This window comes from Kamptonema animale CS-326 (genome assembly GCF_028330895.1).
Classification (GTDB): domain Bacteria; phylum Cyanobacteriota; class Cyanobacteriia; order Cyanobacteriales; family Microcoleaceae; genus Kamptonema; species Kamptonema formosum.
In genome coordinates, this window is the sequence record NZ_JAQMUA010000412.1 from 1 (window position 1) to 21,481 (window position 21,481).

A 21,481-nucleotide genomic window follows, 5' to 3' on the forward strand; every position below is an offset into this window, starting at 1 on the left:
CGCCAATTCCCACTCCCCCTCCCACTCCCACTCCAATTTTCATTCCCACTCCGATCCCACCAACTCCGCCAATTCCAATATCACCCGCTCCGCTACCACCAACTTCCCCAGAAATCCCGATCGCAAACCCATCGGTTATACTGCCACCAACTCAAAACCCAGTTAGCATCTCCCTCGACCTCCAAAAGCCCTCAACTGCTTTACAACCAAATTTAATTGAGTTAGGAAATAACCTCCGCAACCTGACTAGCGAAAACGCCACAGAAGCAGTTTTTAACTCTACTTTCCGTGCAAACATCGATCTGAGTTTCAATTCCGGTAATATCATTCAGGCATTAGGACTGATCGAAAAATCATTCACTCAAGAATTTGGAGAATACCTCGGACGTAACTTAACAGTGGGATTTTCTTCTCTCAACGATATTCAAAACAGTTTGAAAATTATTGAACAGCAAACTGGTACAAAACCAAGCTTGATTTATATGTTCTCGCGACCGGAACAACTAGAATTAGTGCTAGTAACATCATCGGGATCTATAGTTCACAAAGCTGTTCCGGAAGCTAAGCGGGACGAGTTATTAAAGGTGATAACAGAGTTCAGAAATGATATTACTAATCCCCGTTTCCGAAATAGCACAATTTACCGCGCCTCTGCACAGTTACTTTACAAGTGGATGGTTACACCTTTAGAGCCAACTCTGCAAGAGCGTGGCATTGATACGATCGCATTTACGATGGATAAAGGTCTGCGAGGTATCCCTATTGCTGCTTTGCACGATGGCCAAAAGTTTTTGATGGAAAAGTACAACCTCAGCCTCATTCCCAGCATTAATTTAACGGATACTCGCTACGTAGATGTCAAAAATTCCCCTGTGTTGGCAATGGGAGCGTCACGATTTATTAATTTAAATCCTTTACCAGCAGTGCCGCTCGAGATCGCCACGATTATGTCAGAATGGCCGGGGGTGGGTTTTCTCAATGAGGGTTTTACTCTCGAAAATTTTAGGCGACAACGAGAGACTCAGCCTTTTGGTATTATTCACCTGGCTACTCACGGGGAGTTTCAACCAGGAGCACCCAGCAATTCTTTTATTCAACTGTGGGATAGTCGGCTACAGCTCGATCAGCTACAGCAGCTAAGATTGAATAACCCGGCTGTGGAATTATTGGTTTTGAGTGCTTGTAAGACTGCGGTAGGGGATGGAGATGCTGAGTTAGGTTTTGGGGGTTTGGCAGTGCAGGCGGGTGTAAAGACGGCGTTGGCGAGTCTTTGGTATGTCAGCGATGAGGGTACTTTGGGATTGATGACTGAGTTTTATGGGCAGTTGAAAAGTGCACCAATCAAGGCGGCTGCCTTGCGTCAGGCACAAATGGCGATGCTACGGGGAGAGGTGCGTTTGCAGGGAGGTCAGTTACGGATATCGAATGGGGCGACTGTTGATTTGCCGGAACCCCTCCTCAAACTTGGAGATCGGAATTTATCGCATCCTTTCTATTGGTCGGCGTTTGTGATGATTGGCAGTCCTTGGTAAATAACTTTATGCAGAAGGCAGAAAGGTATAGCTAGGGGCTAGGGGAAGAAGGAAATAGAATCTAATAGTTTCAGGAGTGTCAGAACGTCCTAACGGCTTTGGCAGTTGCTATAAAATTTAGTTTTCTAGAAGGGTACGAGGAAAGTGTTGGCGGTTGCTATAGGTTTTGCGATCGCCAACTTTGAAACATAGGATACTATAAACTTGTCTGCGGACAATGGGACACACCACTACCCGCGCAGGAGTTGTTTAATAGTTCCGACTAATTCCTGTGGGTGAAAAGGCTTAGCGATATAAGCGTCGGCTCCTTGCTTCATCCCCCAGTAGCGATCGAATTCTTCACTTTTGCTCGAACACATTACCACAGGTAAATTTTGGGTTTTGGGGTCGCTCTTGAGCCGCCGACAAACTTCATAGCCATTCATCCGGGGCATAACGATGTCCAGAACGACTAGATCGGGGCAATTAGCTTTGATTTGCTCTAGAGCTTCTACGCCGTCACTGGCGACAGTAACATTTAATCCTCTGCCTTTGAGCAGATCGGCGATCATCTCCCGCAGGGTAACGCTGTCGTCAACAACCATAACTGTACTCATATATTCCTACCTAGTTTCTGGGTTGAAACCTTAACAAGCAAGGGTAGCGTACCCCAATTTAAATTGTGATTGGTTATATAGAGTTTACCCACGTCTCATCATTTCCTTATCATTGCTCTTAATAATTCCGAGGAATCTCGGTTGACACACCTAGGGCTTTTTGCTACTTTATCACTCTATCGTAAAAATAGCATTGTTAGACAAAAAAATGCTGTGGAGGGTAGCGCTTAGAAAACTGCAAGTCTGAGTTTGCTCTCAGCGTCCTGCGCGGCGCTATCTCAGGGGAGTATCCCGATTTTGCCTGAAGAGGGAATCTGACCTCTTCCCCCTACCCTTCCCCCCCTAGCTCAGGAGACCTGTTTCATTCTCCCCAAAAAATTGTTTGACCAATCCCCTTACCCCTCGACTGCAAGGAGAGGGAGAGAAGAATTCTTACTATTAAATCTATTCGAGGTCGATCAGAATTTTTGAGCGCTGTTGTTATTTTGAGTACCTAATGTCTCCAGTTGATTGCTGTAAAGGCTTTCAAAATTTACTTGGCGGTGCATTGAGGTCTGGTCGGAGTTTTTAATGCCATTAACGACGGTTCCTAAGACAGAAGCACCGGAAATTTTTAATCCCTCTAATGCTTTGGTGACGAGAGAGCGATCGGTGCGATCGAGCGCTACTACTAAAATCGTACCGTCGGTGTGAGCAGCGAGGATGTGTCCGTCTGCTAGACCGACGAGGGGCGGAGTGTCGTAGATCACTAAGTCGAAAAAGGCTTGAAATTGCTCCATGAGATAGAGCATTTTTTTCGATGATAGGAGTTTGATCGGGTCAGGCGGGGTGGAACCTGCTGTGAGTACGAAGAGGTTGTCTTCGTCTGGCGATCGCTGGATCGCATCGTTGAGGCTGAGGTCTGTGGCGATCGCATCGCTGAGTCCCCGCACATTGGGTAAGCCTAAGCGCAGATGGAGTTGAGGTAAGCGCAAATCCGCATCTACGAGCAACACCCGTAAGCCGACTGCCGCCGCTGTCCTTGCCAGATAAAAAGCGATGGTAGACTTGCCATCTCCTGTCACTGCTGAACCGATCACTAAGGAACGCATCGATCTCCCTGGGGTTAGCAAGCGGATGTTTGTGTACAGGGAACGAAAGGCTTCTAAAAAGGAATAATCTAAATCCCCGTGTAATTTACTACCGCCCAACTGTAGTTGTGGGCTTTTGCCTAGAGTTCCATCATTAACATTCTTAACTGATGCTCGCTGCTTAGATTTCTTGGTGATTCTCTTAAGTTTTTTCGTCTGCGGAACTAACCCTAATACTGGTAGTTTCGTTCCCCATTTCACTTCTTCTGGGGTATGGAAAACTGTATTGAGCACTTCTATTACAAAGCCTACTGCTACGCCAAATAGGATGCTCAATACTAATGCGATCGCTAAGTTTTTACCTTTATTGGTAACAGTCACCGATAAAGGTTTACCGAATTCAGTTGTGAGGATCGTGGGTTCATTAATGATCGTCCACGGCGTGTCTTGCTGTCCTACGCCTAGTTTGAGGGTTTCTCGTTTAGATAAGAATACCTTCAAGCTCTCTGTCGCTACCCCCAATTCTCGCTCCAAATCTCCATACTGGCGGAGGACGGATGGTAATTCTCTGATATTTTTATTTAGACTATCTTCACTTGCTGCTAAGCTACGCTCTCTAGCTTCTAGCTGCTGGATTTGGCCTGCTACTGTGTCGAGTGTCAATTGAGCTTCTTTCTCTAACAAACCGCGCACATTTTGCTGCTTTTCTCGCAAAGACTGCATCGGCGGACTGTCTTCGCGAAATTGAGTGGCACTAATTGCTAGTTGAGTTTCTAGTGTCTGAAGCTGGTTGATTAAGGTTTCGTAACCTTTCGGGTTAACTGACACTACCCCGGCAATATTGCCCTGTTCTACCTGTGCCTTCAGGTTACTGTATAGCTTTCTGGTTTCAGCGAGCTGGGCTTGGAGAGTGACTTGATTAGATCCAATAGCGTTTCCTTGATCGGCGAAGCTTCTGCTAGTTAATTCTGGTAAACTCAGGTTAGCCTGCTGGCGCAGGGATTGCAGTTGTCGCTGTAGTTGATCGACTCGCATCCGCAGTGCTGGGAGCTGGCTATCAATGTACTCCATGCCCTTTGTAGTCTGTTTTAGACGCTCTTGGCGGCTGTACTCTAAATAGTATTTAGAAACTGTATCCAGGACAAACTTAATTTTATCCAGGTCTTTATCCTGGTAAGTAAATTCTATAATTTTCGTGCCAGCTTCTTTCCCATCTTTAGCATAAGTAATTCGGTTAATTTTTAACTGAGTATTGAGCTTTGTGTAGCTAACTTCTCGATAGTTAGCTTGTAGTTTTTTAACCAGCGGTTCCAGAAGTTTGGGACTCTTTAGCACTCGCAATAGAGTTTGATAGTCTACCATACTGCTGTCTTCGACAGAGGAACCAACTTTGTTAACTTCATCCGCACTGAAGTTTGCACTCTGAGACTGGATCAGCAATTGAGACAATCGACCTTCTGCCGTGATTGGTTCTACTAAAACCTGGAAACTGCCTTGATAGAGTCTGGTAATTTGCTTGGTTTTCCACAGTACCAACGACCCGGAAATTCCGCTGAGTATGACCGCGATCGTTACCATGATCCCCATCCTTCTCCGCATTACCGCAAATAGCCAGCCTAAATCTAAAGGCTCTTGATCGCTACTATCGTTATTCCCTGGAGAGAGGTTTGGCCCTGGTTGAGGCATAGCCCCCCCATTGCGCTTCGATGTTGTTGGCTGGAAATGATATTCTGTATCCATATTTTTTAATTGCTTCCTTCGCTAATAAAGTGTTATTTAGCCAATCGAATAAGTCCCAAGCTGTTGAGCAATGAGAGGACAGCATTCCCAATGCTCGGTACTGCCAGAAGGGCAGCAGTAGGATTTAAAATCAGGTTAACAGTGTCTACAACTCCGGCTGTGGCAGAGCGCCTGACTACAATGATATCTTTATTTCGGACGAGGGGGTTGGTCTGCTCGTTGATTCCTTGAGTAAAATCAATTTCTACGATGCGCCGGGATACAGTGCCGTCGAAATTGAGGCGGAGGAGTTCTACAAAACCCTTTTTAGCTCTACTACTGTTGAATCCTCCTGCTGCCATCAGCGCTTGGTTTAGGGTGGTGTTGGTGGGTACCTCTACCAATCCTGGTCTGACTATTTCTCCCACAACGTTGATTTGAATTTTTGCCGGAGAAAAGCTAGCGTCTGCGATCGCAGATATTTCTGCGGGGTTAATTTCCGTAGCAGTGGGAATTATAATCGTGTCTCCGTCTTGCAAAATCGTATCTTGATTGACATCGCCGCTCTCTAAAAGTTGCCAGAGGTTAACACTAAAAATTTGTTCGGAACCAGCACTGGTAGGGCGACGCACCTGCACCTGGCGAATATCAGCCTGGGGCTTGAGACCTCCAGCTAGCTGAATTGCTCTGGTAACTGTTGGCAGTCCTTGGACGCTTTGGGCGGATAAGGTATCTCCTCCGACTACAACATATCTCCCTGGGCGAGTTACCTCTCCTACCACCGCTACTGTGCGAGCTTGACTAGGAGGAGGAGCAAAGGTAGAAATTGCGATTTGGCGAGCTTCTGCTAGATTGACTGCTGCCGCTGTGGGTATGAAAATCGCATCTCCATCCCGCAAGGTGATGTCCGCAGATACGGTGCCAGTCTGTAAGTATTGCCACAGGTCAAAGGTTATGACTTGCGCTTGACCAACTCCCCCCGCTCGCCGCCGCACTTCTACCCGCCGAATGTCAGCAATTTGGGTCACGCCCTGAGCTCGTTCAATCGCCTGCACTAAAGTGGGAAATTGCACGGAAGGGACATTGCCCGCTCCTGATGTTAGGGGAATGCTATAGGAGCCGGGGCGGTTAATTTCTCCTGAAATCCAGACGTTGAGGGGGCGCGTCGCTTGCAAGCTAACTGTAATCTGGGGGCGTTTGAGGACAGGGGCGTAGGCATTGGAAATAGCAGTTGTTGCTTCCTCCAGGGTTAGCCCCTGGATGGAAATACTGCCAATTAGGGGTAACTGGATCACGCCACCCGCCGGAATTTGGTAGTTGCCGCTGAGTTGAGGCAAGTCGAAAATATCGACGCGAATGTTGTCTCCGCCTCCTAAAGTGTAAGTTCCCGTTGCGTTCGAGTAGTTGGCTCCCGAAGGAGGGGGAGCGGCATTCTGTGCAATTTGCTGTTGGGCGACCGTTGGCTGTGGAGAAGCGACACCTGCGATCGCTAACAGGCTCAGACCGGTCAAGAGGGGGACGATTTGTCTGGGCAAACTTGCGTTCGCAATATACAACGTAATTTGCTTCATGATTTTAATCTAACCTAGTGGGCGAAAAACTGCCAAACTGTGGGTTCTCCCTAGAAGGCAAAAGGCACCGAGCCTTAGTCAGAAGGAAATATACTTAAGTCATCTGCTCGCTAGCTCTGGCAGTTTTGAGAAAGCTTGACTATATTTAAAGACAGACCCGCTCCTAGTTTATTTTTGCTAGACAGTAAATAAAAAGAAATATTTAAGGTCGGTACTACAAATGAAAGAAATTCTCCGCGATCCTCTATTTTTACTAATTATTATAGCGATCGCTCTCATTGTACTGATATTAACTTATCAAGCAGTAGCCAAGAACAAAAAAATCGGGTTAAATCTGGAAAAAATCATTGCTGGCATATTTTTATTTGCGATTTCAGGAGCGTCAGGTGCAGGAGTGATGCCTTTTACTAAGTTGCACCCGCTAGTAATGGCAACCAACCAGACAACACCTCCCACCATCATCGGACAGATCGGAATCTATGCTGCTTTTCTATTCGTATTATTTCCTCGGCTGCGCTCTACTCTGAAAGATTATTTAAAAGCGTTCTTAATGACGATGAGTAGCGATCCGTCGTTAGCAATACTTTTATTTATGATCTTATTTTCACTTTTGTGGTCAGATACGAGTGATGTCAGCTTCAAAAATGGTTTAGTGATTTTAGAAGTAACAGTTATCGCTATTTACATAGGAAAGCAATATAGTTGGCAAGAGCTATATCCTTGGTGGCGTGTGGTCAACTTATTTGTTCTGTTGTGGAGCCTGTTGAAAACCAATGCGGATGAGGCTGGGTGCTGGAATGGAATACTGGGTCACAAGAACCAGTTTTCATTTTTTATGGCTCAAACAGCGGTTTTATGGTTTTTATTTGCCTTTTATTCGCCTAAAAATAGGCGTTTGGCGATTGTTTTTGGTTTGTTGGCTTCCTTGGCAGTCCAAAAAGGGTGTAGCGGAGCAAGCAGAATCTTGGTTATTATCTTATTAGGCCTTTGGTTTTATCTCAGTGTCATCAAAAAATTGCCGGTGCAGTGGGCTGTGATTTCAGTCATACTTTTCCTAATTATCAGCATTTGTCTGGCAATTGTGGTGATTAATAATCTGGAGGCGATTGTTGTGGATGGTCTCAAAAAAGATATGACATTGACGGGGCGAACGGAATTTTGGCCGCAAATCGTAGAGAAAATTAACGAGCGTCCCCTCCTGGGGTTTGGAGTTGCGGGTTTTTGGCAACCTTGGCGGGGTTTGGAAAATCCCGCCCATAGTATTATCATAGTTAAAAGTCAATTTGTCCCCCCTCATTCTCACAATGGCTTTTTAGATTTAGCCTGCGATTTAGGTTGGGGAGGATTGATATTATTTATGTTTTCATTTTTAAACAATCTTGTGAAAGGAGTCGTATATTTAACTCGCACGCAACTTCCCGAAGCAGGCTTGCCTCTTTTCATCTTGACCTATACACTAATGACAAACCTTACGGAAACAGGTCTTTTTGGGACAACCAGCATTTGGTTTTGGTACATTGTTATGTCAGTCCGCCTGAGTCAAGACATTTCAGTAAAGATTTAAACGGAAAGAGCATTTTTTGAAAAATCACCTGCTTTGTAACGAATTGAAAACTTATGATATTAGACAAGCTCTTTGCGTTTATAGATCAGCTCAGCCCAGGACTACGTAAGGTGATTGCCAACACAACTTGGCTATTTGCTGACAAGATATTGCAGCTAGGTCTGGGTTTGCTAGTAGGGTTGTGGGTTGCTCGTTACCTACAACCGGAGAGATTTGGTTTGCTTAATTATGCGATCGCGACAGCAGGGCTGTTTGCTCCCATTGCCAGCCTTGGATTGGGTTCGATCGTGATTCGCGATCTATCTCGGAATTCGTCTAATAAGGAAGAAATTCTGGGTACAGTTTTTGTCCTAAAAAACATTGGTGGCTTGATGGCTTTGTCATTAACCATCGTTACAGTAATTTTTCTAAATCCTACCGAACCCTATACTCAATTGTTGGTAGGAGTAACAGCATTAGTAACCCTGTTTCAGCCTTTTGAAACCATCGACTTCTGGTTCCAATCGCAAGTGCAATCAAAATATACCGTTTTGTCTACGAATGCGGCTTATTTGATTATGAGTGTTGTTAAAGTTATCCTCATTAATCTCCGAGCTTCATTGATTGCATTTTCCTGGATATTTAGTGCTGAATATGCTTTAAGGGCTGTGGGCTTTGTGATTGTTTATCAAGCAAATGGGAATCAGATATTAAGATGGCAATTTAACCGCAAGCTTGCTCTGGAATTGCTCAAGCAAAGCTGGCCGATGATTTTATCCGACTTCATGATCTTTATTTATATGCAGATCGATCAGATCATGATGAAACAACTTAGTAGCGCGGAAGAATTAGGACTGTATGCAGCGGCCGTAAAAGTTTCTGGACTCTGGTATTTTGTGCCTATGGCTATAGTTGGCTCTGTTTTCCCATCGGTTGTTAAAGCTAAAGACATTAGTGAAACTCTTTATACGGAGCGCCTGCAAAAACTCTTATATTTAATGTCTTTAATATCCTATGCAGTTGCAATTCCTGTGATGCTGTTTGCACAGCCGATAGTGATTCTTTTGTATGGAAAAAACTATCTTGGTGCTGCTCCCTCTTTAACGGTTCTGATTTGGGCTGGGCTGTTTGTCTGTTTGGGAATCGCCAGAAGTACATGGCTAATTACAGAAGGGTTCTTAAATCTTTCAGCCGCGACAACCGCTGTGGGCGCAGTTGTTAATATTATATTGAACTTTATTTTAATTCCCCGCTATGGTGGTTTGGGAGCAGGGATTGCTACTCTGATTGCACAGATGTCAGCTTCTTATTTAGCCCACGCACTTTACCCGAAAACTAGAAAGATGTTTTGGATGCAAACGAAAGCAATTTTTCTAGTCGATATTATCAAGAAAATAGGTCAATTATCCACGAGGAGATAAACAGATTTTTGTCAATACATTAAAAGTGAGGAAGTTACGAAATGAAGAATAATTGGATACATATCAAGGTGTAATTTTGCATAGCTTTCACTTGTTTGCTATAATTTTATTCACAGCTAAAATTTTGACCTTACTAAGGAGAAGCAATGGAGTCTTTAAAAGCAAAGTTATTTAGGAAATGGTTACAACTAGCGAATCAGAGGCATGAACGAAAATTAAAGAAGACCGTGACCAGTTCTCGAACTTCAAACAAAAGTTCTGCTTATATAAGCAACCCGAAACTTTCACTGATTGTGCAATTTTTCAATAAAAAACCTAACATTAAAAGTATCATTAATGCACTCAGGTCAACCTCTGTTGAAGAACTGATAGTTATTGATGATGGCTCTAGGGATGGTTCTTACGCAGAGTTCATGAAATACCTTGACAGACCCAATGACTTTTTGCTGCGCTGTAATGACTTGTTCGAGGTGAGAACATACGACCGAGCGATCGGGATGGCAAAAGGCGAATTTGTTTGTTTGCTCCAAGATGATGATATCCCTCCCTATAATAATACTTGGGTAGAGCAGGCACTGGTTTTGTTTGAAGCTTTACCAGAGTTACTAATATTAGGTGGTAGAGAAGGTTTAGACTTTTTAATGCCAGATCCCCTGCTTCCTAATCAAGAGCCAACCTATAGCAGAATTGGAGATATAGGGAGTTGGCCTGGACTTTTTAAGAACCGGATTTATAGCACACCTCATTATATAGAACCCAAAGCTGGTATACCATTTATGTTTACTACATCTGTTAATAGAGCTCCAACATTTTTAAGAAGAAAACAGTTTTTGGAACTAGGAGGTATTAATCAAGATTATGCTCCCTTTCAGTTTGACGATGATGAGGTGAGCGTTAGAGCTTGGTTAGGGGGATACCAGGTAGGCTTATATCCCAGCCCATTTGTGAGAAATGTTGGCGCTGGTGGGATGAGAATTTTTAATAGTGAAAGAGTGAAAAAACAATCCATTATTAATGGCAAGAGATTTTACGATGCCTATGCTCCGATTATTAGCAGTGGCGAACTGCAAAATATGATAGATCGCGCTAATCAGCAATTAATCAATCCCCGTAGCAGCAACTAATTTAATTGTTTTTAAGAAAGGTTGATTATCAACCGTAATGCCTCCTCGAAAGGCGGTCAAGTCACCGCCAAGATGGCGGTGTTACGGATACTTTTGTGCAAGTCCTGAATGAGTTTTATGAACTTCACAAAATGCAACATAAAGATATTGTAAATTTAATCTACGCTAGCACGTCTAAGCCAATTTGCAGACTATAATTAGAATAATCTTTACTTTCAACCGAAAGCAAGTGATGGCAATCAGTAGGAGTAGATACTTAAAAGGTAAAATAACGATGACTGCAAAGCAGGCTTCCTGAGTATTTTCCCTTTTGCCTTCTGAGGAATGCCTTCTGCCTTCTACTGATGACCGAAACAAGTGCGGTAGATTCCGAGAACAATCCATTCTGGGGACGCAGAAAGCGCCAGCTACAAAGCATAAAATTGGTCTGAGTCAGTCTTGCCGATACTAAACTATAAGTAGAGTCCAAGTAATGTCCAATTACCAAATTAAAACACCTGTTGCTTTTATTGTCTTTAAACGTCCAGATACAACGGCCAAAGTATTTGAGGTAATTCGTCAGATCAAACCACCTAAATTGTTAGTTGTTGCTGATGGCCCCCGCGCAGATAGACCAGGAGAAGACAAAGAATGCGCTGCGGTTAGAGCTATTATCGATCGAGTAGATTGGGACTGTGAAGTATTGAAAAATTATGCCGACACTAATTTAGGCTGTCGGCAGCGCGTTGCTAGCGGCATAGATTGGATATTTGATACAGTTGAAGAGGCAATTATTATCGAAGATGATTGTCTGCCCGATCCTACATTTTTCCGCTTTGCTGAAGAATTGCTGGAACGCTATCGATACGATCAAAGAGTGATGTCCATTTCTGGTCAAAATGTTCAATTTGGGCGACAGCGAACAGACTATAGCTATTACTTTTCTTGCTATACTCACTGCTGGAGTTGGGCGAGTTGGAGACGAGCTTGGAAACACTACGATTTAGATATGAAGTTGTGGCCGGAAATTCGCGATGGCAATTTTTTAACAGATATTCTCAAAGATCCCCGCGCGGTGAGAGTGTGGACAAATGCTTTCCAACTTTGTTATGAAGGAAAACTAAATACCTGGGATTTTCAATGGGCATTTGCTAGTTTCATTCAAAATGGATTGAACATTATTTCTCAAACCAATTTAGTCTCTAACATTGGTCATGGGGCAGGGGGGACTCATACACCAGATGTTGACAGTCCTTATAATAATATGCCCACAGAACCTCTAGAATTTCCTCTGAAACATTCTCCCTTTTTGATTCGGGATACCCAAGCAGATAATTTCACCCAAAATACTTTATACGATTACGATCCACCGATGATTAGAAAAGTGCAATACAAACTGAATCAACTTTTGAAAATTAAGGCAAGCCCAGTTAATGGCAAGCGTTTATGAAAGTATTACTTCTCAGTTATTCTGATAGAGAAGGGGGTGCAGCCCGTGCAACTTATCGGCTGCACCAAGGTTTAGAACATCTAGGGCTAAGTTCCCAAATCCTTGTACAAAATAAAAGCAGCGACGATCCCAATGTCATTCCGATTAAAGGGAAGCTAGCTCATAAATTTGAAGAAATCAGCTCGACACTCTATAACTTACCCTTGCGGCTGTATTCACACCGCAATTCGGCCATATTTTCTACCCAGTGGCTGCCCGATTCTCTACCTGCGAAAGTGGCTGAAATAGCACCGGATATTATTAATTTACACTGGGCTTGTAAGGGATTTCTGCAAATAGAAAGTCTGCCTAAGTTTAATAAGCCCATAGTTTGGACGCTGCATGATATGTGGGGTTTTACAGGCGGGTGTCACTATACGGAAGATTGCGATCGCTATACTCAATCTTGCGGTAGTTGCCCGCAACTGCACAGCAGCAAAGACTTCGATCTCTCCCGCTGGGTATGGCAACGAAAAGCGAAAGCTTGGAAAAATTTAAGCCTTTGTCTAGTTAGTCCCAGTAAGTGGTTAGCAAAATGCGCTAGTGAAAGCTCACTTTTCAAGGGGTATAGAATAGAAGTTATCCCCAATGGACTTAACGCTCAAACTTTCAAGCCTATTAACCGCCTACAGGCACGAACCATCTTAAATTTACCTCAAGACAAACAACTGATATTATTTGGAGCTATGCAGGGAACAGGCGATCGCTGGAAGGGATTTTCCTTACTTCAGTCAGCAATTAAAGAGTTAAGCCAATCTCACGACCCAGAACAATTAGAACTCATAGTTTTCGGGGCCTCACAATCTACCGAACAGTCCGAGTTCGGTTTTAAGGTACGCTATCTAGGTAAATTGTATGATGATAGTACCTTAGCCCTTGCCTATTCAGCCGCTGATGTGATGGTAGTGCCTTCAGTCTATGAAGCCTTTGGGCAAACCGCCTCAGAAGCCCTCGCCTGTGGTACTCCCGTCGTTGCCTTTAATGCCACAGGCTTAAAAGATATCGTCGATCACCAACAAAATGGTTACTTAGCTCAACCTTACAAAAGCGAAGATTTAGCCCAAGGTATTACCTGGGTATTAGAAAACCCAGAAAGACATCAAAAACTTTGCGCTAACGCCCGTCAAAAAGCCGAGCGAGAATTTACCCAAAAACTGCAAGCCAGTCGATATCTATCTATTTTTAAAGAATTAGTTCCCCTCTAATTCCATCTCAAAAATTGCAATCAATATCAATATAATCGCTCTTTTGTTCAGCAAGTGTAGAATCAAGTCAACAAATTATTGAAGGTTAAGGTCTAATATGCTGAGAGTTGTCTACGACCATCAAGTTTTTACATGGCAGAAATATGGTGGTATTTCTAGATATATATATGAGGTAGCAACTCACCTCGCTGAATCTAAAAATATAGAGGTTAAAATTTTAGCAATTGCCTATGTTAACGAGTATTTGAAAAGTTATAAATCCCCCAATAAATCGAACTTAATTGTTGGATTTCCTATTCCTGATACTCGAAAAAAAACACTCTATGAATTAGTTGGGAAATTTAATCATAAGTTGTCCGAAATTTGGCTTAAAAAATATCCTCACAATATTTTACACAAAACTTATTACAGTTCTGAAAATCTCGTAACAGATCCGCGAGTGAAAGTGGTAGTTACAGTCCACGACATGATCCACGAAAAGTTCAGTAACTTTTTCAATAGCAAAAAAATATTTAATACCCAAGAAGATCCAACATCTTTGGTAAAAAAAGAAGCTGTGCAGCAAGCCGATAGAATTATTTGTGTTTCGGAAAATACCAAAAAAGATTTAATAGAAATCTTAAATGTAGAACCTAGCAAGATATCTGTAGTCTATCACGGCTACTCTTTAAATACCTATGCTAGCGATAGTTTTCTTCCCAAAATCCCTCATCCCTATATTTTATACGTAGGAGAAAGAGGAACTTACAAAAATTTTAAAACTCTATTGCAAGCCTATGCCAATTCCAGTCAATTACGAAATAATTTTCAGCTCGTATGCTTTGGAAGTCGTGTATTTTCTAGTGAAGAAATCAATAATATTAGCGAACTGGGACTTCCAGAAGGTAAAGTGATTCATGTTTCAGGAGATGATAAATTTCTGGCAAGTTTATATCAAAATGCTGCGCTTTTTGTTTATCCTTCGCTTTACGAAGGGTTTGGGATGCCGCTGTTAGAGGCAATGGCACTTAACTGTCCCGTTGCTTGCAGTAATACAAGTTCTATGCCTGAAGTAGTTGGAGAAGCCGCCGAATTATTTGACCCGCATGAACCTGATAATATTGCTGAGGCTATGGAAAAAGTTTTGTTTTCAACGGAGACAACTGAAAAATTAATCCAGTTCGGCACAGAAAGAATCAAGCTTTTCTCTTGGGAGAACTGTGCGGAACAAACCAAACAAGTCTACTTATCTCTGCTATAATTTTATTGAGTGATGCACGGGAGGAAAATAAATGGATCGTTTTCACTTAGTAGTTTTTAATTACGAACGAATTTCCCTGTTTTTAGACAACTTTGACAAAATCAGGAACTTCGATCCAGAGCAAGATAAAATCTATATCTTAGACTGCTCTTCTAATCATAAAAAAGAGCAAGAGAAAGTTGCTAATTTCTTAAAAGAAAAAGGTTGGGTTTTCAACAAACAAGTTCATTTTATAGTGAGAAGAAATTGGGGGATTGACCAAGGTGCTAGAATAGATTACTTTGGTTTGTTAATAGATAATTACTTTGATTCTCCCCCAAAATATATCTGGCAGTTTCAGGAACACTATCTCGACTTGACATCTCCGGCGAGTAGATATCCCCTAGAGTTTCCCACAATTGGAGGTCAAATTAAAGCAGACTTAATTCCAGATGATTTGATTGTAGATTTAAATGAATGCGAAAAAATCTATGAACAAGATCCGGCAGTTGCCATGCTTTATGCAGCTCGCTTAAAGATGATATTATTTTCCCACAAAGATGGCAGAGAGTGGTTTTACGCTAACGGAGGAAACTATTTTATCCGAACATCCTACGCCCTGCAATTATACAATCACAATCTTTTGGATAGCTACAAAATGATTTTCGATGGCAAGTCAGATTGGACTTTATTTGTGGAAATGGATCAAGGCTATCGATTAACACAAAAAGGAGCCAAATGGTATGACTTAGTAAGTGGCTACAGTTTTGACCTGCCACCGACCTTAAGAAATTTGGAAACAGCCAACAATGTCGTCCTACAACAAGACAAAGAACATAATCATGAAGATTATTATAGTCCCTTATACGATCGATATCAACAACGTTGCTTAAAAGCTGTAAATACTCCCCCCTGGCTCAGAAAATTTTTAATTACAAAGGCTTTGTTTATAGATAGCCTCAAGATAAGATTAAGGAAGATCAAACGCAGCTTACTCCCGCGTCAATCACAAAAGGTAACAGTTCTGAGAGAAGGAAAGCTCAAAAAACTTTGACGATTATGGAAGAATCAGCTAATTTAGAAAACATGAACAATACTAGAATTTCAGTCCTTCTAACTTGCTTCAACCGCAAACAAAAAACCTTGGCTTGTTTAGAGGCTTTGTTCAACCAAAATCTACCCGCCGATGTTAGCATCACCACCTATTTAGTAGATGATGCTAGCACTGATGGTACGGCGGAAGTTGTCAGTGAAACCTATCCTCAAGTCAAGATTTTTCATGGCAATGGCAACCTCTTTTGGAACGGTGGAATGCGCTTTGCTTTCACTGAAGCCATGAAAGACGATCCCGATTACTACCTCTGGCTAAATGACGATACCATCTTATATCCAGAAGCCATCAGTACCTTATTAGCAACGAGCAAGGAACTATTAGAACGAGGAGAAACCAAAGCAATTGTATCGGGTTCAACCTGCGATCCCCAAACAGGTAAAACTACTTACGGCGGCGTTGTGCGAGATAACTTCTTACTCCCTTTTCGATATCGCGTTCTAGAACCGACTCAAGAAGTTCAAAGTTGTGGAACAATACATGGTAATTGCGTCCTAATTCCTCGCAACGTCGCTCAAATTGTCGGCAATCTCGATCCTGCCTTTGTCCACTACATAGCTGACTGGGACTATGGCTTGCGAGCGAAGCAAAAAGGATGTACAGTCTGGATCGCAAAGGGTCATCTAGCAACTTGCTCTCTAAACCCGCAAGTGACACAAACGGCGGCATCAAATCTGACGGAAGGCTTGCAAAAAATGAGTACGCCTAAAGGTTTAGCCTTTAAAGATGCGACTCTGCAACCTGCTAGTGAGTGGAAAGTATTTACTCAGCGCCACGGAGGTTTATTGTGGCCAATTTATTGGCTGCTACCTTATCGGAGGTTAGTGTGGCTTTCAGTCTTGGCTAAACTAGGATTAACTAACAACAAAAACTAAGGTGAAGAGGATGCAGAATCGGGATCAAATTCGCATTGCTTGGCTTGTCCCTGATGTCGAACTGGGAGCATACTGGCAACCAGTCTTGAGAGAATTTACTAAAATTTTTAAGCAGACTAAGTTTTATACCGGTCGCGTTTGGCCGGGATTTGATGAAACGCTACCGGGAGCTTCGGCAATTGAAATAGTAGGGGAGACTAAATTTGTTGAAACGACTAAGATAGAGATGGGTTACGATCGCGGCTTTCTAATGGTATCTCCCAGTATTATTGGTTACTTGCTGCAATTTCGACCTCATGTGGTTTTTCCTCAAGCTTTTTCGCTGTGGACTGTCTTGACAGTAGTCCTCAAACCGCTTTGTGGTTGGCGAATTGCAATTATTTACGATGGCAGTTCCCCCAACTCTGACTTTCGAGATTCGGGTTTTCGGACTTTTGCTCGACGCATTCTGGCTCGGTTTGCTGATGCCTTCGTTTCTAACAGCCAAGCGGGAACAAAATATCTGGTGGAAGTACTCAATGCTCAACCAGAGCAAGTCTTTACTAGAACTTATCTAGTTCCTGATACTGAAGCTCTGATGAAAAGATTGGAAAAAACAACTGTGCCTAATTTGCAGTTGCAGCGCCCAATCTTTCTGTATGTAGGGCGGATTACAGCTAGGAAGGGAATTAAGACTTTACTAGAAGCTTGTGCAGTTCTAAAAAGTCAGGGGTACTCTAATTATACGCTGCTAATTGTTGGTAAGGGAGATCAACGAGAGGAACTTGAAGCGTTTATTAAAGAGCGCGATCTTGAAGACCAAATAACTTGGGTGGGATGGGTTGAGTATGGAAGTTTGGGAGCTTACTTTCAGCAAGCTGATATTTTTGTATTTCCTACTTTTGAGGATGTCTGGGGGATGGTGGTGCCAGAGGCGATGGTGTTTGGCAAACCGATACTTTGTTCTAATGCAGCGGCTGCCTGTGAACTGATTGTAGAAGGAGAAAATGGTTACATTTTCGATCCCCACGATCCTCAAAGGTTAGCGGAGGCGATGCGTAGCTTTCTAGACGATCCTGATTTAATACAGTCAATGGGAGATTTTTCTCGTCAGTTAATTGCTCGCACAACTCCTGCCAGCGCTGCTGAAGCTTATGCTGAAGTTACATCATTTTTAATGGGGGATGGTTAGTTATTAGTTGTTGGTAGTTGGTGTTAATTTGTGGTGGTTAGCTATTAGTTAGTAATTGGTGGTTAGTTGTTAGTTGAAACCCGCTTCTGTCGGTCTTGAGTGTCACAAGCAGTTTGTACGCGGAATTTTACCAGCCTTGTTAGTGGTTTTTTATGCCAGTAAGAGGCAAATCTCTTTTGCGCTCGCCAGCCTAAAATTCCAAAAGGTTAAAATTTGTACTGTGACAGTTGATACTATGGAAGGTGGGCTTGAGAATAACAACGGCCTCAATAATACCAAATCCCAGCGGAAAACCATCTCGATCTTAGCGATGAGAAACATGAACCACTAGCCACTAACGACGAACTACGAACGAGTAACCACCAACAACTAACAATCTACAGATGAAAATTCTTTTATCTGCCTTTGCCTGTGAACCCGGACAAGGTTCCGAAGAAGGAGTGGGCTGGAATACGGTGGTAGAAGCAGCAAAACACCAAGAAGTCTGGGTACTAACTCGCACCTTTTACCGTGACGCTATTGAAGCTGAACTTGCTGAACGCCCGATCGCGAACCTACACTTTATCTACCTTGAGCCTCTAGGCTGGAAAGAAAACTTTAAAGGCAGACAGGGGGGAGTGCAACTGCACTACTATCTGTGGCAAATTTTGGCTTATTTTGTGGCGCGATCGCTCCACCGTAAAATAGGTTTTGATATCGCCCGCCACGTTACCTACGTTAAATTTTGGTCGCCTAGCTTCATCTCACTGCTGCCAATTCCTTTTATTTGGGGCCCCGTAGGCGGCGGTGAAGCTGCTCCCAAAGCTTTTTGGGCAGATTTTAGCTCCAAGGCAAAACTTTACGAAACCGCGCGAGAATGGGCGCAGAAGTTAGGGGAAAGCGATCCCTTTGCTAAGATTACTGCCCGACGCAGCATCTTAGCCTTGGCGACAACGGAGGATACGGCGAAGCGGGTGCAGGCTATGGGTGCGAAAAACGTGCAGGTGCTTTCCGAGGCGTATCTCTCCAAGGCAGAAATGGCACGGCTGCGAGAGTGCAAAATGCCCGGGGATTCTCCTCTGAGGTTCATCAGTATGGGGCGGCTGCTGCACTGGAAAGGTTATCACCTGGCGGTACGGGCATTTGCGATCGCCAACTTGCCCAATGCTGAATATTGGCTGGTGGGAGACGGCCCGGAACGCGATCGCCTGAAATCTCTAGCCGAAGAAATGGGCATTTCCTCTCAAATTAAGTTCTGGGGGAGGCTGCCGCGCCAGGAAAGTTTGGGTAAGCTAGGAGAATCTCATGTATTAATTCACCCCAGCTTGCACGATTCAGGTGGGTGGACGTGCCTAGAAGGGATGGCAGCAGGTCGCCCGATCGTCTGTTTCGATCTAGGAGGGCCCTCTACCCAAGTGACCGCTGAAACGGGCATAAAAGTGCCTGGTTATCATCCCAAACAGGCAGTCAATGACTTAGCTGAGGCGATCGCTCGTTTGGCCAACGATCCAGAGTTGCGATCGCGCATGGGTCAAGCAGGTCAAAAACGGGTGGCAGAGGTATATGATTGGGATGTCAACGGTCGCTTCTTCGCCCAGTTGTGCGAAGACATCGTTGCCCAAAAAAAAGATAAAATTTGAGCGGGTGCATTGGTTATTAGTTAAGAGTTATAGGTCAAAAAAAACCGTAACAAATAACAAATAACAGCTACAAAATTCAAAATCCAAAATCTAACATCTAAAATCGAATGAGCGTTGTAATCATTACTGGATCGGCTGGTTTAATTGGTTCCGAGGCATCTAATTTTTTTGCCAGCCAGGGATTTGATGTGGTGGGAATTGATAATGATATGCGCCGCGTATTTTTTGGAGACGAAGCCTCCACTACTTGGAATCGGCAACGTTTAGAGCAATCCTTAAAAGGCAAATATCACCATGTCGAAGCAGATATTCGCGATTATGAAGCCATTGCCAAGGTTTTTAAGCAGTATGGTTCTGATATTAAGTTAGTAATTCATACCGCAGCTCAACCCTCTCACGATTGGGCCGCGCGGGAGCCTCTGACAGATTTTACTGTCAATGCCAACGGCACGCTAAACCTGCTGGAAGCAACCCGACAATATGCAATTGAATCTCCATTTATTTTCACTTCAACTAACAAAGTTTACGGCGATACCCCTAACCGTTTGCCCTTGATAGAATTAGAGCATCGTTGGGAAATCGATCCTAGTCATACTTATGTAGGCGGCATCCGAGAAGATATGTCCATTGACCACACCCTGCATAGTTTATTTGGTGCTTCTAAGGTAGCGGCTGATGTTTTAGTTCAGGAATACGGTCGCTATTTTAATATGAAAACTGCCTGTTTTCGGGGGGGGTGTCTCACGGGGCCGAATCACTCTGGTACTCAATTGCATGGCTTTTTAGCTTATTTAATGAAGTGTGCGGCAATGGGTACTCCTTACACAGTTTTTGGTTACAAAGGCAAGCAAGTGCGTGACAATATTCACAGCGCGGACTTAATTGCTGCATTTTATGAATTTTTTAAAGCTCCCAGAGTGGCAGAAGTTTACAATGCTGGGGGAGGTCGCCATAGCAATTGTTCAATGCTAGAAGGCATTCAGATGTGCGAGGAGATTACTGGTCGCAAAATGAATTGGAACTATGGGGAAACTAATCGAGTTGGCGATCATATTTGGTGGATTAGCGATAATGGGCGATTTGCCAGCCATTATCCCGAATGGCAGATGAAATATAATGTCAAACAAATCCTGGAGGAGATTTACGAATTTAACCGCGATCGTTGGTTAAAAGAGGTAGCATAATGATAGATCAAGGGAAGAAAAATGTCATTGGTGTTTTGGTAAATTCTCTAGATTATGAAGCGGCTGTTAGCACTATTATTACGGCCGCTCACCAACACCAACCAATGTCTATTTCCGCTCTAGCAGTTCATGGCGTAATGACGGGAGTTCTTGACAGAATTCATCGCTACCGACTCAATCATTTTGACTTAGTATTGCCAGACGGACAACCTGTAAGATGGGCATTAAATTTGCTCTATCATGCAGGGCTCCCCGATCGCGTTTGCGGGCCAACTACAATGTTATTAGTATGCGAACGTGCAGCAGAAGAAGGATTGCCTATTTACTTGTACGGTTCTAAACCTTCCGTACTTGAAGCATTATCCCATAATCTTTGCAAGCGTTTTCCTAAGTTAGTAATTGCGGGTTCTCAACCTTCTCGATTTAAGCAAGTTTCTGCGGAAGAAAAACGAGAAATTGTAGAACAAATTCGCAAAAGTGGGGCCGCAATTACTTTCGTTGGTTTGGGTTGTCCTCGGCAAGAAGTTTGGGCTTATGAATATCGCAATGATTTGTCAATGCCATTAATGGCTGTAGGTGCAGCTTACGATTTTCATGCCGGTAATTTGGCTAAAGCTCCTGAGTTTTTAGCTAGTTTAGGTTTAGAGTGGGTATTTCGCTTGGCAATGGAACCGAAGCGTCTTTGGAAGCGATATCTTTTACTAAATCCGCTTTATATTTGGCTGTTTACTTTGCAGTCTTTGAACTTAAAGCGGTTCGATCCTCAAGACACAGATCCCCCTTTGGAGGAAATGCGTTACGGTTAGGAATTTTGATACAGCATATTTCAGGTTTATGAAGGGACACGGCAATACCCAAGGCGTTTCAACTTAAAGACGAAAGCCGCCAGGGACTTAAGTCCCTGGCTAATAGCTAGGGCTTGCTGAATCAGTGCCCGGAGGTGATGCAGTCTGGGTTATGCGATCGCGGAGGGAGAGTATGGTGCAAGAAAAACAGGTAAAATAGGTCAAAAGCCTTGCATCACCATCCCTCACCATGTACAGAAAAGCTGAG

Annotated in this window: 16 protein-coding genes; 13 read left to right on the plus strand and 3 right to left on the minus strand. The window is 43.3% G+C overall.

Annotation, left to right across the window (positions count from 1 at the left end; genetic code table 11):
* Window positions 1-1,532, plus strand: a 1,532-nt coding sequence (locus PN499_RS24330; RefSeq protein WP_272035393.1) for a CHAT domain-containing protein, incomplete at its 5' end; no start/stop codon positions are given.
* A gap of 230 nt (window positions 1,533-1,762) precedes the next feature.
* Here the strand turns inward: PN499_RS24330 and PN499_RS24335 are convergent.
* From PN499_RS24335 to PN499_RS24345, 3 genes are all read right to left on the minus strand, one after another.
* Window positions 1,763-2,128 (minus strand): response regulator transcription factor, encoded by a 366-nt coding sequence (locus PN499_RS24335; RefSeq protein ID WP_007353891.1) that lies wholly within the window; start codon window positions 2,126-2,128, stop codon window positions 1,763-1,765.
* A 458-nt stretch (window positions 2,129-2,586) separates the two neighbouring features.
* Window positions 2,587-4,938, minus strand: coding sequence for a GumC family protein (locus PN499_RS24340; protein ID WP_272035396.1), 2,352 nt, complete (start codon window positions 4,936-4,938; stop codon window positions 2,587-2,589).
* A gap of 32 nt (window positions 4,939-4,970) precedes the next feature.
* Window positions 4,971-6,488, minus strand: coding sequence for a polysaccharide biosynthesis/export family protein (locus PN499_RS24345; RefSeq protein WP_272035398.1), 1,518 nt, complete (start codon window positions 6,486-6,488; stop codon window positions 4,971-4,973).
* Window positions 6,489-6,708: 220 nt separating this feature from the next.
* On the opposite strand from PN499_RS24345, the gene PN499_RS24350 reads away from it, so the two are divergent.
* From PN499_RS24350 to PN499_RS24405, 12 genes are all read left to right on the plus strand, one after another.
* The gene (locus PN499_RS24350; protein WP_272035400.1) at window positions 6,709-8,052 is read left to right on the plus strand and encodes an O-antigen ligase family protein; all 1,344 of its coding nucleotides are present in this window, start codon (window positions 6,709-6,711) and stop codon (window positions 8,050-8,052) included.
* A 53-nt stretch (window positions 8,053-8,105) separates the two neighbouring features.
* Window positions 8,106-9,452, plus strand: a complete 1,347-nt coding sequence (locus tag PN499_RS24355; protein WP_272035402.1) for a flippase — start codon at window positions 8,106-8,108, stop codon at window positions 9,450-9,452.
* A 293-nt stretch (window positions 9,453-9,745) separates the two neighbouring features.
* Window positions 9,746-10,576 (plus strand): glycosyltransferase family A protein, encoded by an 831-nt coding sequence (locus tag PN499_RS24360; RefSeq protein WP_272035404.1) that lies wholly within the window; start codon window positions 9,746-9,748, stop codon window positions 10,574-10,576.
* A gap of 472 nt (window positions 10,577-11,048) precedes the next feature.
* The gene (locus tag PN499_RS24365) at window positions 11,049-12,005 is read left to right on the plus strand and encodes a glycosyltransferase family 2 protein (protein ID WP_272035406.1); all 957 of its coding nucleotides are present in this window, start codon (window positions 11,049-11,051) and stop codon (window positions 12,003-12,005) included.
* Window positions 12,002-13,249: a glycosyltransferase family 4 protein gene (locus tag PN499_RS24370; protein ID WP_272035408.1), complete on the plus strand. Its 1,248-nt coding sequence runs from the start codon at window positions 12,002-12,004 to the stop codon at window positions 13,247-13,249. The genes PN499_RS24365 and PN499_RS24370 overlap by 4 nt, the downstream gene beginning before the upstream one ends.
* Before the next feature lie 97 nt (window positions 13,250-13,346).
* Window positions 13,347-14,489, plus strand: a complete 1,143-nt coding sequence (locus PN499_RS24375; protein WP_272035410.1) for a glycosyltransferase family 4 protein — start codon at window positions 13,347-13,349, stop codon at window positions 14,487-14,489.
* Between the two features lie 31 nt (window positions 14,490-14,520).
* Complete coding sequence (locus tag PN499_RS24380) at window positions 14,521-15,522, plus strand: hypothetical protein (protein ID WP_272035412.1); 1,002 nt, start codon at window positions 14,521-14,523, stop codon at window positions 15,520-15,522.
* A 5-nt stretch (window positions 15,523-15,527) separates the two neighbouring features.
* Window positions 15,528-16,454 carry a glycosyltransferase family 2 protein gene (locus PN499_RS24385; protein WP_272035414.1) on the plus strand — a complete coding sequence of 309 codons (927 nt, stop codon included), beginning with the start codon at window positions 15,528-15,530 and terminating at the stop codon, window positions 16,452-16,454.
* Window positions 16,455-16,464: 10 nt separating this feature from the next.
* A complete protein-coding gene (locus PN499_RS24390) occupies window positions 16,465-17,625 on the plus strand; it encodes a glycosyltransferase (RefSeq protein WP_272035416.1) in 1,161 nt (386 codons plus the stop codon).
* A gap of 383 nt (window positions 17,626-18,008) precedes the next feature.
* A complete protein-coding gene (locus tag PN499_RS24395) occupies window positions 18,009-19,244 on the plus strand; it encodes a glycosyltransferase family 4 protein (protein ID WP_272035418.1) in 1,236 nt (411 codons plus the stop codon).
* A gap of 107 nt (window positions 19,245-19,351) precedes the next feature.
* Window positions 19,352-20,428: an NAD-dependent epimerase/dehydratase family protein gene (locus PN499_RS24400; protein WP_007353904.1), complete on the plus strand. Its 1,077-nt coding sequence runs from the start codon at window positions 19,352-19,354 to the stop codon at window positions 20,426-20,428.
* Window positions 20,428-21,234 (plus strand): WecB/TagA/CpsF family glycosyltransferase, encoded by an 807-nt coding sequence (locus tag PN499_RS24405; RefSeq protein ID WP_007353905.1) that lies wholly within the window; start codon window positions 20,428-20,430, stop codon window positions 21,232-21,234. Before PN499_RS24400 ends, PN499_RS24405 begins: the two co-directional genes overlap by 1 nt.
* Window positions 21,235-21,481 lie beyond the last annotated feature (247 nt).